General features: G+C 71.6%; 11 protein-coding genes. 7 read left to right on the top strand and 4 right to left on the bottom strand.

The genetic code is table 11. The features are described 5' to 3' along the window. Window positions 1-136: 136 nt before the first annotated feature. A complete protein-coding gene (locus ACIRQ7_RS27105) occupies window positions 137-400 on the bottom strand; it encodes a WhiB family transcriptional regulator (protein WP_003983763.1) in 264 nt (87 codons plus the stop codon). Window positions 401-1,106: 706 nt separating this feature from the next. Here ACIRQ7_RS27105 and ACIRQ7_RS27100 point away from each other — a divergent pair. The 3 genes from ACIRQ7_RS27100 to ACIRQ7_RS27090 all read left to right on the top strand — a co-directional run bounded on the left by ACIRQ7_RS27100 (window position 1,107) and on the right by ACIRQ7_RS27090 (window position 4,016). Beyond that, the gene (locus ACIRQ7_RS27100; protein ID WP_404265271.1) at window positions 1,107-1,646 is read left to right on the top strand and encodes a cysteine dioxygenase; all 540 of its coding nucleotides are present in this window, start codon (window positions 1,107-1,109) and stop codon (window positions 1,644-1,646) included. An 85-nt stretch (window positions 1,647-1,731) separates the two neighbouring features. Next, window positions 1,732-2,688, top strand: coding sequence for a 2-phospho-L-lactate transferase (gene cofD, locus ACIRQ7_RS27095; protein ID WP_401473129.1), 957 nt, complete (start codon window positions 1,732-1,734; stop codon window positions 2,686-2,688). Further along, window positions 2,685-4,016 (top strand): coenzyme F420-0:L-glutamate ligase, encoded by a 1,332-nt coding sequence (locus ACIRQ7_RS27090; protein WP_404265270.1) that lies wholly within the window; start codon window positions 2,685-2,687, stop codon window positions 4,014-4,016. The genes cofD and ACIRQ7_RS27090 overlap by 4 nt, the downstream gene beginning before the upstream one ends. Before the next feature lie 208 nt (window positions 4,017-4,224). Here ACIRQ7_RS27090 and ACIRQ7_RS27085 read toward each other — a convergent pair whose 3' ends face one another. The 3 genes from ACIRQ7_RS27085 to ACIRQ7_RS27075 all read right to left on the bottom strand — a co-directional run bounded on the left by ACIRQ7_RS27085 (window position 4,225) and on the right by ACIRQ7_RS27075 (window position 7,968). Further along, entirely contained in the window at window positions 4,225-5,130 is a 906-nt protein-coding gene (locus tag ACIRQ7_RS27085; protein WP_404265269.1) for a DNA-3-methyladenine glycosylase family protein, read from the bottom strand. Window positions 5,131-5,241: 111 nt separating this feature from the next. Then, complete coding sequence (locus ACIRQ7_RS27080) at window positions 5,242-6,324, bottom strand: sugar phosphate nucleotidyltransferase (protein WP_404265268.1); 1,083 nt, start codon at window positions 6,322-6,324, stop codon at window positions 5,242-5,244. 396 nt (window positions 6,325-6,720) lie between these two features. Further along, on the bottom strand, window positions 6,721-7,968 hold the full coding sequence (locus tag ACIRQ7_RS27075; protein ID WP_404265267.1) for a peptidoglycan recognition protein: 1,248 nt from the start codon (window positions 7,966-7,968) through the stop codon (window positions 6,721-6,723). Between the two features lie 127 nt (window positions 7,969-8,095). Here ACIRQ7_RS27075 and ACIRQ7_RS27070 point away from each other — a divergent pair, with 127 nt between their 5' ends. The 4 genes from ACIRQ7_RS27070 (at window position 8,096) to ACIRQ7_RS27055 (ending at window position 14,132) form a co-directional block, all read left to right on the top strand. Further along, the gene (locus ACIRQ7_RS27070) at window positions 8,096-8,857 is read left to right on the top strand and encodes a TIGR03089 family protein (RefSeq protein ID WP_404265266.1); all 762 of its coding nucleotides are present in this window, start codon (window positions 8,096-8,098) and stop codon (window positions 8,855-8,857) included. 196 nt (window positions 8,858-9,053) lie between these two features. Continuing rightward, window positions 9,054-10,382, top strand: a complete 1,329-nt coding sequence (locus tag ACIRQ7_RS27065) for an LCP family protein (protein ID WP_404265265.1) — start codon at window positions 9,054-9,056, stop codon at window positions 10,380-10,382. 225 nt (window positions 10,383-10,607) lie between these two features. Next, the gene (locus ACIRQ7_RS27060) at window positions 10,608-12,374 is read left to right on the top strand and encodes an LCP family protein (protein WP_404265264.1); all 1,767 of its coding nucleotides are present in this window, start codon (window positions 10,608-10,610) and stop codon (window positions 12,372-12,374) included. A 69-nt stretch (window positions 12,375-12,443) separates the two neighbouring features. After that, window positions 12,444-14,132 (top strand): LCP family protein, encoded by a 1,689-nt coding sequence (locus ACIRQ7_RS27055; RefSeq protein ID WP_404265263.1) that lies wholly within the window; start codon window positions 12,444-12,446, stop codon window positions 14,130-14,132. Window positions 14,133-14,193: the final 61 nt, after the last annotated feature.

The following is a 14,193-nucleotide window of genomic DNA, read 5'->3' as shown; positions in this document are numbered from 1 at the left end:
CACAGCAATCCGCCTCCGGCGGCCGGTGCGCAGGAGGCGGAGTGTTCGCTATAGGGGGATATGGGGAGTTGAGGTGGGCCGACGGCTTGGTCTGCGGAATTCCGCACCGCGGGCCTGCGGGGTTGCCGAGCCGCGTTCAGACGGCGGCCTTCTTCAGTCGTCGCCGCTCACGCTCGGACAAGCCGCCCCAAATACCGAAGCGCTCGTCGTTGGCGAGGGCATATTCAAGACACTCTGAGCGGACTTCGCAGGCGAGGCAGACCTTCTTGGCCTCGCGGGTGGAGCCGCCCTTCTCCGGGAAGAAGGACTCGGGGTCGGTCTGGGCGCACAACGCGCGCTCCTGCCAGCCGAGCTCCTCGTCCGCCTCCTCGACCAGCAATTCCTGGAACAGCTCGGTCATGTGCGCCCCTCGTCTGTCTTTTGCGTCCCCGTGGTCTTTGCGTCCCCGTGGTCTTGCCGTGATCGAAAACGGCTGAACGACACGAGTGAAATTACAAGTGTGCTGATCCGGGCCAGTCAAGCCGAGATCTGCTATTGAGCCCCTTATTCACTCTGCGGAACCAAGCGTATGCGGAAAGTGTTCAAATCACCAAAAACTAGGACACACCGCAAGCGCGCCACCCGGCAGCCGTTTCTCACTACCTGGGACGCAACCGGACCGCACTCGCGTTGCATCCTGGACGCCGAAGCGGAAAAGATCACAGACGGATCACGGGACCATAACGGCGTTTGAGAGCGCGGTTGATGGGCGACTTCTCCTGGTCAGCACCTGCACAAACCTTTCGCCGGAGTCCGTTACCGGATGAGGTGAAACATCTGCCGCAAACGGGACATCCGGTTGACATCGCGCACGAGGTCCGCTCTGCTTGTCCCATGCCAGCGACCCGCATGCCCCGACTGACCCGTGCCTACGGGTCACTCTGCGCTGCGCAGGCTCGCTGTCGCTGTTCCAGCTGTTGAAGCCACTGAGCTCCAGCCGATTCGCTCGCACCACCCCGCAGCGCCTGCTCCGCGCCACCGCGCCGCGCCCCCTACCGGGCAAGCCCGCGCTCGTGCCGCACCTCCCCCCGCTCTCCCCAGCGCTTATGCCGAGGAACTCGAAGCACATGAACAGCGACGTCCAGATCGCCGGCGACCCGCTCGCCATCCCCCACCTGCTGCCGCCCGTCCCCGCGCACCCGGCCACCGTCGCCGGCTTCGTGGGCCTGGCCCGCTCGATCGCCGCCGACCGCGCCGCCTGGGCCCCGCTCGTCCGCTACGACGCCACCACCCGCTGGTACCACCGGCTGCGCACCGGCCCCGGCTACGAGGTCTGGCTGCTGAGCTGGGTGCCGGGACAGGGCAGCGGCCGGCACGACCACGGCCTGTCCTCCGGTGTGCTGACCGTCCTGGAAGGCGAGTTGACCGAGCACGCCACGGTCGGCACGCAGCGGACGCAGCACACCCTGCGGGCGGGCCGGCAGCGGGTCTTCGCGCCGGGCTACGTCCACGAGGTCGTCAACGACGCCCTGACACCCGCCGCCAGCCTGCACATCTACTTCCCGGGTCTGACCGATATGCCGATGCTGCCCCCGGTCGGCGAACGCCCCGCCGCCGAGACGCCCCTCGCGCAGCGCGCCGCCGCCCCCGGTGCGGCCACGACCTGAGCCACCGGGCCGATGGCGCCGCCTCCGCTACGAGGCCCGGCCGCCACCCCGCATGGATTCAGTCTTCGACTGACAGACTGTCTGCATGCGCATTGTGGTTCTGGCCGGCGGTATCGGCGGCGCCCGCTTTCTGCGGGGACTGAAAGCAGCGGCTCCGGACGCGGACATCACCGTCATCGGTAACACCGGTGACGACATTCATCTGTTCGGGCTGAAGGTGTGCCCCGACCTCGACACCGTGATGTACACGCTCGGCGGCGGCATCAACGAGGAGCAGGGCTGGGGCCGTACCGACGAAACCTTCCGGGTGAAGGAGGAGTTGGCGGCCTACGGCGTGGGGCCGGAGTGGTTCGGGCTCGGCGACCAGGATTTCGCCACGCACATCGTGCGGACCCAGATGCTGGCCGCCGGCTATCCGCTGAGCGCCGTCACCGAAGCGCTGTGCGCCCGCTGGAAGCCGGGGGTGCGGCTGCTGCCGATGTCCGACGACCGGATCGAGACGCATGTCGCGGTCGACGAGGACGGTGAGCGCAAAGCGGTCCACTTCCAGGAGTACTGGGTGCGGATGCGCGCCTCGGTCCCCGCACACGCCGTGGTGCCGGTCGGCGCCGACCAGGCCAAGCCGGCTCCCGGCGTGCTGGAGGCCATCGCCGACGCGGACGTCGTGCTCTTCCCGCCGTCCAACCCCGTGGTGAGCATCGGCACCATCCTGGCGGTACCGGGCATCCGCGAGGCGATCGCGGACGCCGGGGTGCCGGTGGTCGGCCTCTCCCCCATCGTCGGGGACGCCCCGGTGCGCGGGATGGCCGACAAGGTGCTGGCGGCGGTGGGCGTGGAGTCCACCGCGTCCGCCGTGGCCCTGCACTACGGCTCGGGGCTGCTGGACGGCTGGCTGGTCGACTCCGTCGACGCGGCGGCCGTGGACGAGATCGAGGAGGCCGGCATCCGCTGCCGCGCCGTACCGCTGATGATGACGGACGTGGACGCCACGGCCGCGATGGTGCGCGAGGCGCTGGCGCTGGCCGAGGAGGTCCGGGCATGACCGGGGCCGCCGAGGCGCCCGGCTACCGGGTGTGGGCGCTGCCGGGGATGCCCGAGGTGCGGCCGGGCGACGATCTGGTGAAGCTGATCGTCGCGGCGGCGACCGGCGACGGACTGCCCGGACTCGCCGACGGCGATGTCCTGTTGGTGACCTCGAAGATCGTCAGCAAGGCCGAGGGCCGGGTGGTCGAGGCCACGGACCGCGAAGCGGCGATCGACGCGGAGACGGTGCGGGTGGTGGCCCGCCGGGGCGCCCTGCGGATCGTGCAGAACCGGCAGGGCCTGGTGATGGCGGCGGCCGGTGTCGACGCCTCCAACACCCCTGCGGGGACGGTGCTGTTGCTGCCCGAGGACGCGGACGCCTCGGCCCGCGCCATCCGGGCGGGCCTCCGTACGGCGCTCGGTGTCGACGTGGGCGTCGTCATCAGCGACACCTTCGGGCGGCCCTGGCGCACCGGCCTCACCGACGTCGCCATCGGGGCGGCCGGTGTGCGGGTGCTGGACGACCTGCGCGGCGGCACCGACGCGTACGGCAATCCGCTCAGCGCGACGGTGGTCGCCACCGCCGACGAACTGGCCTCGGCCGGCGACCTGGTGAAGGGCAAGGCGGCCGGGCTGCCGGTCGCGGTCGTACGCGGCCTCCGGCACATCGTGGACGGGGCGGGCGACGGCGAGGGGGCGCGCGCGATGGTGCGGGTCGCCGACGACGACATGTTCCGGCTCGGCACCTCGGAGGCCGTACGGGAAGCGGTGACGCTGCGGCGTACGGTGCGGGAGTTCACCGACGAGCCGGTGGACGGCGGCGCGGTGCGCCGGGCGGTCGCCGCGGCACTGACCGCGCCCGCCCCGCACCACACCACGCCCTGGCGGTTCGTGCTGGTGGAGTCGGCGGAGGTCCGGCGGCGGCTGCTCGACGCGATGCGGGACGCCTGGGCGGCCGACCTGCGGGCCGACGGCTTCAGCGAGGAGTCCGTCGCCAAGCGGGTACGGCGCGGCGATGTGCTGCGGAACACGCCGTATCTGGCGGTGCCGTGCCTGGTCATGGACGGTTCGCACACCTACCCGGACGCCCGGCGCAACACCGCGGAGCGCGAGATGTTCCTCGTCGCCAACGGCGCGGGCATCCAGAACTTCCTGATCGCACTGGCCGGCGAGCGGCTCGGCTCGGCCTGGGTGTCGTCGACGATGTTCTGCCGGGACGTCGTACGCGACGTGCTCGAACTGCCCGACAACTGGGAGCCGATGGGCGCGGTGGCCGTGGGGCGCCCGGCCGCGCCGCCGAAGGAGCGGCCGGCCCGGGACGGCGCGGACTTCATCGAAGTGCGCTGAGGCGCCCGTCGAGGTGTGCTGAGGCACTGAAACACTGAGGCGTCCGGGGTGTGTCCGCACGCTCCCTTCGGCCGCGCTGAGCGAGCCGTGAGGGGCCGTTCGCGGACGCGCCCCGGCTGCGTCCCGTGCCGTGCAGCCGGGCGACGTCGCCGACTGCCACGTCCGGGCGATGTCGCCGACCGTTACAGGCGGGCGATGTCGCCGACCGTCACAGGCGGGCGATGTCGCCGACCGGGAAGCGCGGGGCGCGGCGCGGCGGGGTACGGCCCGACAGCAGGATCAGCCGGGCCGCGCGGTGCCGCTGGCCCTCGTAGGGGGCGAGAAGTTCGAGCATCTGCGCGTCGGTGGTGCCCCGGCGGCCGGTGAGCGCATAGCCGATGATCTTCGGCAGATGCAGATCGCCGACCGTGATCGCGTCCGGGGCGCCCAGCGCGCGCTGCAGGGTCTCGGCGGCGGTCCAGGGGCCGATACCGGGCAGCGCCGTCAGCCGGCGGGTGGCGTCCGCGAGATCCATCCGCGCGGCCTCCTCCATCCGTCCCGCGACGCGCACCGCGCGCAGGATCGCGGACGACCGCTTCGCGTCGACGCCCGCGCGATGCCACTCCCAGGACGGGATCAGTGGCCAGCCGCGCGGATCGGGCATCACCCGCATCCGCTCCCACGGCCCCGGTGCCGGCTCGCCGTGCCGCGTCAGCAGCAGCCGCCAGGCGCGGTACGCCTCGTCGGCGGTGACCTTCTGCTCCAGGATCGAGGGGATCAGCGACTCCATGACCAGACCCGTACGCGCCAACCGGACGCCGGGGTGGCGGCGGCGCGCCTCATGGACGATGCGGTGCCGGGCGGTCAGCGCCGCCGGGTCGTCGGACTCCCCCAGCAGGTCGGGCAGCCGCTCCAGCAGCCAGTCGGCACCCGGCCCCCACGCCGTGGCCTCGACGCTGCCGGCGGCGGGACGGGCGCTGACACGCAGCGTGCCGGGGCCCTCGGGGGTGCGGCAGGAGCGCCACACGCCGTCGTCGCGCACCGCGAAGGCGGGGTCACCGGGGCCCCTCCGCAGCACGCCGAGCGTGCGCTGCAGGTCGTAGGGGCCGGGCGTGACCCAGGTACGGGCGGGCATGCCGCCAGGTTAGGCGATGCGGGTGACAAGGGGTCGGGCCCGTTTGGGCGGGCCGAGTCGGGTCGGGCCGAGTCGGGTCGGGCCGAGTCGGGTCGGACCGAGCGCCGCCTGCTACTGGTCGGAGGAGAAGCGCACCGATCCGGCCGGGATGTCGGCGCCGCACCAGATGCGGATGCCGTCCCGCAGCTCGTTGTCGGCGCCGATCCGTGCGCCGTCGCCGATGACCGCGCCGTCCAGGACCGTACGGGCGCCGATGTGTGCCCCGGCGCCGATCAGCGAGTCCTTGATCTGGGCGCCCGGCTCGATCACCGCGCCTTCGAGGACGGCGCTGCCGTCGACCCGTGCGCCCGCGCCGATGACCGCGCCGGGCCCGGCGACGGTGCCGCCGGTGAGCTTCGCGTCCGGCGCGACCTCGGCGCCCTCCATGACGAGCCGGTCGCCGCGGCGGCCGGGCACGGCGGGCGAGGGGGCGCGGCCGAGGACGAGGTCGGCGGATCCGCGGACGAAGGCCTGCGGGGTGCCGAGGTCGAGCCAGTAGGTCGAGTCGACCATGCCCTGGAGGTGCGCGCCGTCGGCGAGCAGCCCGGGGAACGTCTCCCGTTCGACGGAGACCGGGCGGCCGGCCGGGATGGTGTCGATGACGGACCGGTTGAAGACGTAGGCGCCCGCGTTGATCTGGTCGGTGACGATCTCCTCGGGAGTCTGCGGCTTCTCCAGGAAGGCGCTGACCCGGCCGGTGCCGTCGGTGGGCACCAGGCCGAAGGCGCGTGGGTCCTCGACCCGGGTGAGGTGCAGCGAGACGTCGGCGCGGGTGGTGCGGTGGGTGTCGACGAGGGCCGCGATGTCCAGGCCGGTGAGGATGTCGCCGTTGAAGATCAGCACCGGGTCACCGGGCGCGGAGTGCAGCCGGGAGGCGACGTTGCGGATGGCGCCGCCGGTGCCGAGCGGCTCTTCCTCGGTGACGTACTCCAGGTGCAGGCCGAGCTCGGATCCGTCGCCGAAGTACGGCTCGAAGACCTCGGCGAGGTAGGAGGTGGCGAGGACGATGTGTTCGACACCCGCGGCGCGGGCGCGCGCCAGCTGATGGGTGAGGAAGGGCACACCGGCGGCCGGGACCATGGGCTTGGGCGTGTGCACCGTCAGCGGGCGCAGCCTGGTGCCCTTGCCGCCGACCAGGAGGATCGCTTCAGTCACTGTGCCCTCTGTTCGCTTCTCCGCCCGCGCAGCGCAGCGGTGCGGCTCTCGTCGTCGACCGCGGCCCGGCGGCTGCACACGCGACGCTCACGGTGTCCTCTGTTCGCTTCCCCGCCCGCGCAGTGCAACGGTGCGGCGGCCTCATCGCCGACCGCGGCCCGGCGGCTGCACACGCGACGCTCACGGTGTCCTCTGCTTCCTGCTGGGGTCGGCCGATCGGCGGACCAGTGTAGGCAGACGGTTTTCCGCTCGTGCCCGGCGGGACGTTCCCGGTGCCGCCTGGCGCCGGGGGCGACAGGGGGGCCGTAGCGGTTAGGACGTGCCGCGCGGTGGATCGGTTCAGTGGTCAGGGTCACGAACCGCGTCGCACATCCGTCCGATGGTCCGGTCGCCCCGTCAGCGGCCCTGGAGACGGGCCGCCGCGGTGCGGGCGGCGCCGAGTTTGGCGTAGAGGCGGGCGCCCGGGCATTCGGTGCGGAAGCCGTCACGGTGGCCGGAGATGACGTTCAGTTGGACGGTGGCGCCCTTCTTGAAGCGGTTGCCGCCGCCGGACCGCAGCTGCGTCGTGGCGGCCGGGTTGATGCCGTTCAAGCCAAGTTTCCAGGCCGTCAGGCCGGCGACGGCGTCGATGGCGGCTTCGGGCGGTTCGGTGCCGGTGAAGGTGCCGAGCACGGCGATGCCGGTGCTGTCGGTGTTGAAGCCGAGGGTGTGGGCGCCCATGACCGGCTTGTCGACGCCGCCCGCGCGGCCCTCGTAGACGGTTCCGCACTTGTCGACGAGGAAGTTGTAGCCGATGTCCCGCCAGCCGCTGCTCTTGACGTGGTAGCGGTACATGGCGCGGATCACCGAAGGTGCCTGAGCGCACGTGTAGTTGTTGCCGGTGGCGCTGTGGTGGACGAAGGCGGCCCGCACGGTGCCGGTGTAGCCGTATCCCGGCTGGCGGATCTTCTCGTCGGCGCCCCAGCCGGCCCGGGTGACGATCCGCGGGCGCGGCCCGGTGAACGGACCGGCCGGGGTGCGCCCGGCCTGGGCCGCCGGGAGGTCGTGCTGCACGCCGCGCTCGGCCTGCGGTGCGGCGCCGGGATCGACGAGTTCCAGCCGAAGTCCGCCGGGGAGAGTGGCCGGTGCGCGGTCGTCGGCCTGCGGGATGACGCGCATCGCCACGGCGTCGGAGTCACCGACCCACAGGGGCGCGCTGCTGCCGCGCACCCGGCCCTGCCGTTCGGGGGAGTCCAGGTCGGGCTGGTCGTCGTTGTGGGCCTGTACGTCCTGCCAGGTGGACCAGTTGCCGGTGCCGGTGGCGCGGGTGCGGACCTGTACCCGGCCGTGGAGCTCGGTCGCCGCGTCGTCCCAGACGACACCGACGAGCGAGAACGGCCGTACGGCGCGTGCGGGCACACCGCGTACGCCGGGCGCCGGCGGAGCGGCCCGGTCGGCTCCCGGCACGGCGGCCGTGTGCCCCGCCTCCGCGACCGGCAGCGACTGGGTGCTCCCCGGTGTGGCCCGTGGCGGCACGGCGGGTGGGGCGAGGTGGTGTGCGGGCCGGGTGGCGGCCGCACCGGCCGGCGCGTCGGGGGGCAGGGTGAGCGCGGCGGTGCCCGCGGCGCCGAGGGTGATCGCGAGGAGGGCGAGGAAGGGGCGCATGGTCGAAATCCTGGGACGGCGGGGCGGGACGCGCCATCGCTGACCTGACGGGGCATCGGCCGATCCGGTGGCCCGAGCCGTCCTGCCCGACTGACCGTCAGTGCGTGCCGCGCGTAATCTGACCGCGATGAACGCCACCGATCGCACCCCCGCCGACCTGCTGCGTTCCGCGCTCGCCGCGGACCCGGCCCGCCCGCTCGTGACCTTCTACGACGACGCCACCGGCGAGCGCGTGGAACTGTCCGTCGCGACCTTCGCCAATTGGGTGGCGAAGACCGCCAACTATCTCCAGGGCGATCTGGCCGCCGCGCCCGGCGACCGGCTCGCACTGCTGCTGCCTGCCCACTGGCAGACCGCCGTCTGGTTGCTGGCGTGTTCGTCGGTGGGGGTGGTGGCCGAGGTGGACGGCGATCCGTCCGCAGCGGACCTGGTCGTGACCGGCCCCGACCGGCTGGAGGAGGCGCGTGCCTGCTCCGGGGAGCGGGTGGCGCTGGCGCTGCGCCCGCTGGGCGGCCGTTTCCCCGCAGCGCCCGCGGGCTTCGCCGACTACGCGGTGGAGGTGCCGGGGCAGGGCGACCGCTTCGCGCCGTTCGCGCCGGTGGACCCGGGCGAGGCGGCGCTGGTCGTCGGCGGTGCGGAGCTGACGGGCACGGAGACCGTGGCCCGTGCGCTGGACGATGCCGCCGCCGGCGGGCTGCCGGATGCGCCCCGGGTGCTGTCGGGCCTGGCGTACGACAGCTGGCGGGGGCTGTCCCTCGGGTTGTACGCGCCGCTGGCGACGGGTGGCTCGGTGGTGCTGTGCCGGCATCTCGATCAGCTGGGCGCGGACGGTCTGGCCGCACGCGAGTCCGACGAGAGGGTCACCTTCCGGGCGTCGGCCGGTTCCTGAGCGGAGGGGTGGGGGCGGCCCGGAGGGGCCGTTCTCCCCCGTCCGGCGGAGAGGACTCCCCTGGGAGCGGGCCGGTCCGCCCGTTCCGGTCCATGATCTTGGGTACGAACCACCCTGCGCGGGGTTCCTCCGTCCGCTGTCCGCACCGGGCCCCGCGTGCGGGCGCGCATGCCGACTCCGTGAGGGATGGACGCACGTGACCGAGAGCCCGGAACCCCCTTCCGACCGCCAGGGCCCCGCCGAGGGCACCGGGCCGACGCCACCGGCGCGGCGGCCGTCGGGGAGGGGCCCGGAGGCGGGCCGACCGCGTCCGGTGACCGGGTGGGGCCTCTGGGCCGAGCGGCCCACCAAGTGGAACCCCGCGGTGGCGGACGGCCCCGGCCCGCCGCGTACCCCGCGCCGTCCCGTGCGCTGGATGCGCTGGGCCGCGCTCGGCCTCGCGGTCCTCGTGCTGGCCACGGGTGGGCTGGGCTGGCTGGCCTACACCAAACTCAACGGCAACATCCACTTCGACAGCGCCACCCTCAGAGAGCTGCTGAAGTACGAGTCGGAGCGGCCGGCGGCGGGCCCGCCGGACACCGAGAACATCCTGCTGATCGGCTCCGACAATCGCGGCGACGGCAATGGCGAGTACGGCGCGGACAGCGGCACCCAGCGTTCGGACACCACGATCCTGCTGCATCTGGCGGCGGACCGGCAAAGCGCCACCGCGGTGAGCATCCCGCGCGATCTGATGGTGCTGACGCCGCACTGCAGGCGTTCCGACGGCAAGGAGATCGAGTCGCAGACGGTGCAGTTCAACTGGGCGTTCCAGTTCGCCGGCGCCGGCTGCACGATCCGTACGGTCGAGAAGATGACCGGGATCCGCATCACCCACCACATGATCATCGACTTCGTCGGTTTCAAGAAGATGGTGGACGCGGTGGACGGTGTCGAGGTCTGCCTGCCGCGGCCCGTCAATGACCATGCGGCACATCTCGTGCTGCCCAAGGGCCGCCAGACGCTGCTGGGTGAGGAAGCGCTCGGCTATGTCCGGGCGCGCAAGAGCCTCGGCAACGGCAGTGACACCCAGCGTATGGAACGGCAGCAGCAGTTTCTTGGCGCTCTGGTGAAGAAAGTGCAGAGCAATGGTGTGCTGCTCAATCCGACGCGGATGTACCCGCTGTTGGACGCCGCGACGAGTTCGCTGACCACCGACAAGGATCTCGCATCGCTCACCGGGCTGTACGAATTGGTCCGCAGCATGCGCAGCATTCCCACCGACCGCGTGCAGTTCCTGACGGTGCCGCGGCGGAAGTACCGCATGGACCCCAATCGCGATGAGCTGGTGCAACCGGGGGCCGGGCAGCTGTTCGGGAAGCTGCGCAAGGATCTTCCGGTGACCGTCGAGCCCACCGAGCAGGCCGCGGGCGGTCCGGCCCGGACGGGGAAGAGCGACGCCTCCGACGGCGAGCGTCCGGCTCCTCGGGGCTCTTCGGACCCCACGTTTCCCGGAACCACCGCAGAACGCGGGATCTGCGAATAAAGATGCCGCAAAGGTACGCTCAACGACTCGAATGGATTGGGCGGATTGCCCAGTTGTAGGGAAGTGGAATTTGTCACGGGCGTCGCTCGGCGCTGAACTGGGCGGATAGTGTGAGCGATCCGGCCCGCACGACCAGCGGGCCGTTGACCTGTAGAGCACTATCGACCGACCCGAGCGCCTTGAGGGGATGGCGCCGCGTGGCACCGACGGAGGACTCAAGGCACCGTGGACGCGCAAGGCCGTGGGCGGGCGGGCGACAACAACGTCGATCCCGCCGATCAGTGGGTGTTCGATCCGGACACCGGAAACTACGAACTGCGGCTTGACCCTGCCGGTCAAGCCGCGGATCGCCCCTCCCCGCGTAGGGCGCCCGGCTCCAGACGTGCCCGGCGCGACCCGGGCGCGGCGGGCGGCGACACCGACACCCGCCCGCTGCCCACCCAGCGCGACCGGCGCGGCGATGGCGACGCGTCGGACGGGGACGAACGTCCCACCGGTCGCCGGGCGGAGCGGCGCGCGGGCAATCGCGCGGCGGCCGCCGCGGCGGGCCCGGCGAGCCGGCGGAAGCGCAAGCCGAAGAAGTCGGGGAAGAAGAAGGCGCTGTACTGGACGGCCGGAGTGGTGGGGTTCGTCCTCGTCGCCGCCGCCGGGGGCGCGTACTTCATCTACCAGCAGCTGGACGGCAACATCGACAAGGTCGATGTCGGCGTCGAGAACGACGCGGTGTCCGAGGGCCCGGTCAATGTCCTGATCATCGGGACCGACTCCCGTTCCGGCAAGGGGAATGCGGGCTACGGCGACGCCGGCAGTGTCGGGCACGCCGACACCACCGTGCTGATGCATGTCTCCAAGGACCGCACCAACGCCACCGCGCTGAGCATCCCGCGCGACATGATGACCGACATCCCCAACTGCCCTACGAAGCAGAAGGACGGGTCGAGCAAGGTCATCCCCGGCGAGCAGAATGTGCGGTTCAACACGAGCCTGGGCCAGGAGGGGCGGGACCCGGGCTGCACCTGGCGCACCGTCGAGAAGCTGACCGGCCTGAAGATCAATCACTTCATGATGGCCGACTTCAACGCGGTCAAGGAGCTGTCCGAAGCGGTGGACGGTGTCGAGGTGTGCGCGGCCAAGCCCATCAACGACCCCAAGTCGCATCTGAAGCTGGCCGCGGGCCGGCACATCGTGAAGGGCGAGCAGGCGCTGGCGTTCGTGCGGACCCGGCACACCATCGGGACCGGCAGTGACCTGAGCCGGATCGAGCTGCAGCAGCAGTTCCTCAGCTCGATGATCCGCAAGATGAAGTCCAGTGCCTTCAGCAGCCCCTCCAAGCTCCTGGACGTCAGCCAGGCGGCGACCAAGGCGCTGACCGTCGACACCGGCATCGGCAGCGCGGGCAAGCTGCTGGACTTCGGCACCGACCTCAAGAAGGTCGACATCGACAAGATCACCTTCGCGACGGTGCCGGTGCTGGACAACCCCGAGGACCCGGCGACCGTCGTCCTGGACAAGCCCAAGGCCGACCCGCTGTTCCAGATGGTGCGGGCCGACCACACCCTGGCCAAGGGCAAGAAGGGCAAGGGCGCCAAGAAGAGCGCGCCGGTCAAGAAGGCCCCGCCGGAGACCGTACGCGTCGACGTCACCAACGGCGGCGGCCCGATCGGCGCGGCCCAGGAGACCGTGGACTGGCTGCAGAACATGAAGGCCGCCAAGCTCTCGACCAACGCCGGCAACGCCCCGGCGAAGCTGTCCGCCACCCGCCTCGAATACGCCCCGAACCAGGCCGACCAGGCCGCCACCCTGGCCGACTGGATGGGCCTGCCCAAGAGCGCGCTCAAGAAGTCGGCGCAGGACGCCGGCGACCGGGTGCCCATGAAGCTCGTCCTCGGCAAGGACTTCACAGCACCGGGTACACCCGTCGAGGCGCCGACCGAAACCCCGGACGGGGTCCAGAACGTCAATGCGGATGACAAGAACATCTGCGCCAAGTGATCTGAGCGGGACCCGGCCGCCCCGCCAGGGCGCCTGGCGCACCACAACTGACAACGGGGAGATGGCCGCATGCGGCAGAGCAGTGTGCGTGGTGAACGATCACGTCGGCGCCGGACCGGCACACAGGAGTTGAGCCGGGACGGCGGCCCGCAGGAGGAGGCGCCCAGCCTGCCGCCGGACTCACCGGGCTGGACGCCGCCGGACGGCGACGTCCCGGTGGACGGTGACGGCGGGGCGGCCGACGGCGGCGGCCACCGCAGAGGGCGGCCGCGCCGCCGCAAGGGCCGCAAGGCACTGCGCTGGACCGCGATCGGTGTCGCGGTGCTGCTGGTCGGCGGAGCGGGCGCCGGGTATCTCTACTACGAGCATCTGAACTCCAAGCTGCGTAAGGCGCCCCGGTCGTTGGGGGGCTCCGGGCTGCAGAAGCCGGACGCCAACGCCTTCGGGCAGACCCCGCTCAACATCCTGCTGTTGGGGTCGGACGGCCGGAACAGCAAGGCGAACATCAAGCTCGGCGGCGCACGGCAGGACGCGGACCGCAAGCCGCTGGCCGACGTCCAGATGCTGCTGCACGTCTCCGCCGACCGCAGCAACATGTCGGTGATCTCGATCCCGCGCGACACCCGGGTGCCGATACCCAAGTGCACCGACCCGAAGAACCACCAGGTCTATCCGCAGACCGAGGCCGCCATCAACCAGTCGCTGCAGCACGGCGGTCCGGGCTGCACCCTGGCCACCTGGCAGGAGCTGACCGGCATCTACATCGACCACTTCATGATGGTCGACTTCTCCGGTGTGGTGGAGATGGCGGACGCCATCGGCGGTGTCCCGGTGTGCGTGGACAACAACGTCTACTCGCACGACAGCAAGGGCCACGGCAGCGGGCTGAAGCTGACCAAGGGCACCCACTCCGTGAAGGGCATCCAGGCGCTGCAGTGGCTGCGTACGCGCTACGGATTCGAGGACAACACCGACATCGGCCGGGCCAAGGCCCAGCACATGTACATGAACTCGATGGTCCGGCAGCTGAAGGCGGGCACCAAGCTCACCGAGCCGGGCAAGCTGCGCGATCTGGCGGAGGCCGCGACCGGCGCGCTGACCGTCGACGAGGGGCTGGACACCGTCAAGAAGCTGTACGACCTGGGCGGTGACCTGCGGCGGGTGCCGACCAAGCGCATCACGATGGTCACCATGCCCTGGCAGTACAGCCCCGACGAGTCGTATGTCATGCCCAAGCCCGGCGAGGCGGAGCAGACGTTCGCGATGCTGCGCAACGACACGGCGCTGGACGGCAAGGACGCCAAGAAGAAGGCGACACCCGATCCGAAGCCGTCAACTCCCAAGGGAGAGCTGGAGGTTGTCGTGCAGAACGGCACCAACAGCAGCGTCTCGGGCCCGGTCTCCGGCCGGGCGAGCGTGATCCAGCAGCGGCTCAGCGGCCTCGGCTACGCCGCCGCCGGCACCGACCCCTCGCTCAGCACCCAGGCCGACACCACCCTCACCTACCGCGACAAGGGCGAGCGGGGTGACGCCCTCGCGCTGGCCAAGGCGCTGGGTCTGCCCAAGGGGGCGGTCAAGGAGTCCCGTTCGGTGCGGGAGATGCGGCTCGTGGTGGGCAACGACTGGCGCAACGGTGCCGACTATCCGAAGCAGCCGGGCGGCGACAAGGCCGCGGACAAGGCCCCGGAGAGCGCGGACGCGCTCAACGGCGAGGACAAGAAGGCCTGCATGAAGGTGAACCCGCAGTACAGCTTCTGACGGCACGGCATATGGGAGGGGGCGGGCCGCTGCGGCCCGCCCCCTCCCATATGCCGTGCGG

The sequence above is a fragment of the Streptomyces sp. NPDC101393 genome (assembly GCF_044767385.1).
Classification (GTDB): Bacteria; Actinomycetota; Actinomycetes; order Streptomycetales; family Streptomycetaceae; genus Streptomyces.
Note: the sequence above shows the minus strand (reverse complement) of the source record. Positions and strands in the feature narration are given on the sequence as shown.